Annotated in this window: 2 protein-coding genes; both read right to left on the bottom strand. The window is 71.3% G+C overall.

The window, feature by feature from the left end:
• Positions 1-151: 151 nt before the first annotated feature.
• Positions 152-988, bottom strand: a complete 837-nt coding sequence (locus KS423_RS44510) for a carbohydrate ABC transporter permease (RefSeq protein WP_224285373.1) — start codon at positions 986-988, stop codon at positions 152-154.
• Between the two features lie 5 nt (positions 989-993).
• A partial coding sequence (locus tag KS423_RS44505) for a carbohydrate ABC transporter permease (protein ID WP_224285372.1) occupies positions 994-1,930 on the bottom strand: 937 nt, incomplete at its 5' end.

The following is a 1,930-nucleotide window of genomic DNA, read 5'->3' as shown; positions in this document are numbered from 1 at the left end:
CGGGGCCGCCGGCGGCCAGGAGGCTCGCCGCGGCCATCACCAGGGGCAGCACGAGGGGCAGGGCGCGGCGGGCGGTTGCCCGGCCGGGGCCGGTTCGGTCGGCTCTCACGCGTGTTCTCCTTCGGGTGGGCAGGAGCGGGCGGGTCACGGGTCAGCCCTTGAGACCGGTGGTGGCGATGCCCTCGACGATGTGGCGCTGGGCCACCAGGAACATCGCGACCAGAGGAGCGATGGTCACCACGGCGCCGGCGAAGAGCCCGGGCAGGTTGATCGTCTGCGAGGTGAGGAACGTCGACAGCGCGATCTGGGCCGTCCAGGAGGACGGGTCCTGTCCGATGACCAGTGGCCACAGGAAGGCGTTCCAGCTGTCGATGAAGGCGAGCGCGCCGAGCGAGGCGAGCATCGCCCCGGAGCTCGGCAGCGCGATCCGGCGGTAGAGGCCGAGCCAGCCGAGGCCGTCCAGCCGGCCGGCCTCCTCGATCTCGGTGGGGAACTGCAGGTAGAAGTTGCGGAACAGCAGCACCGCGAACGGGTTGAACAGCCCCGGCGCGATCAGCCCCCACAGGGTGTTCACCCCACCCATCGAGCCGACCACCACGAAGGTCGGCACGAAGGTCGCCGAGCCGGGGATCATCAGGGTGGCGACCACCAGGCCGAGCAGGAACCGGCGTCCGGGCACCGGAATCCGCGCGAGCGCATAGCCGGCGGCGGAGGCCAGCAGCGTCGACACCGGCGCGGTGATTCCCGCGATCAGCAGCGAGTTGCCCAGCGCCTGGGCCATGTGGACGGTCGGGTCGCTGAACAGCGCGCCGAAGTTCTCCCAGTGCGCCTGCGCCGGCCACCAGGTCCAGTGCGGGGAGGTCAGGCTCCGGCTGTCCATCAGCGAGTTGCGCAGCATCAGGTAGAACGGGAGCAGGAACAGCACGGTGAGCAGGCCCACGAGCACGGCCCGCAGGACCGGCCGCACGTGTCGCAGGACGGTGTCCATGGCACTCACCCCTCGGCCTTGCCGAAGCCGGTGACCCGGCCCTGCACGAGCGTCACGCCGACGATCAGCGCGGTCAGCAGGAACGCCCCGGCCGAGCCGATCCCGTAGTTCTGGTCGCCCATCGCCGTGGTGTAGAGGTGGACCAGCGGGGTGCGGACGGGCACCGAGCCCATGCCGGACAGTCCGCTGCTGAACAGGTTGTAGAACTCGTCGAAGGCCTGGAACGCGGCGATGAACTGCAGCATCAGCACGGCCACCGAGGTGTTGCGCAGCATCGGCAGGGTGATCCGGCGCAGCAGCCGCAGCCCGGTCGCGCCGTCCAGCGCGGCGGCCTCGTGGACGTCCCGCGGGATGGCCTGCAGGCCGGCCAGGAAGAGCACCATGTAGAAGCCGACCTGGAGCCAGAGCCGCAGCGTGACCAGGACCACCCAGTACAGCGGCGGCGAGGTGGTCTGCAGCCAGGGCACGGGCTCCATGCCGAACCAGCCGCCGACGGTGTTGGCGATGCCCGCGGGCAGGGAGTTGAACAGGCACATCTTCCACAGCAGCGCACCGGCGACGTAGGAGACGGCGGCGGGGATGAGGAAGGCGGTGCGCACCAGGGCCCGGCCGCGGCGGATCCGGTGCACCAGCAGCGCGAGCCCGAGGGAGGCGGCGAAGGTGGTGGGGACGATGAAGACGGTGAACAGCAGGATCTGGGTGAGCGAGTCGCGGAACGCCTGGTCGCCCAGCAGGGTGCGGTAGTTGGCCAGTCCGACCCAGTGGCCGAGTCCGATGGTGCCGCGGGCGTCGCTGAGGCTGAGCAGGAAGCTCCAGCCGATCGCGACGTACTTGAACACGCCCAGCCCGATCAGCACGGGTGCGGTGAGCAGCGCGAACGCGCCCCAGGTGGCCGCGGTCGGGCGGCTCCGGCGGGCCGCCGCGCGGCGTCGGGCGCGGCCG

The sequence above is a fragment of the Streptomyces sp. LS1784 genome (assembly GCF_020103755.1).
GTDB lineage: Bacteria > Actinomycetota > Actinomycetes > Streptomycetales > Streptomycetaceae > Kitasatospora.
Note: the sequence above shows the minus strand (reverse complement) of the source record. Positions and strands in the feature narration are given on the sequence as shown.

Bases quoted from the DNA above. Each gene is read 5' to 3' on its own strand.
- KS423_RS44510 (WP_224285373.1), bottom strand. From the start codon at position 988: ATGGACACCGTCCTGCGACACGTGCGGCCGGTCCTGCGGGCCGTGCTC.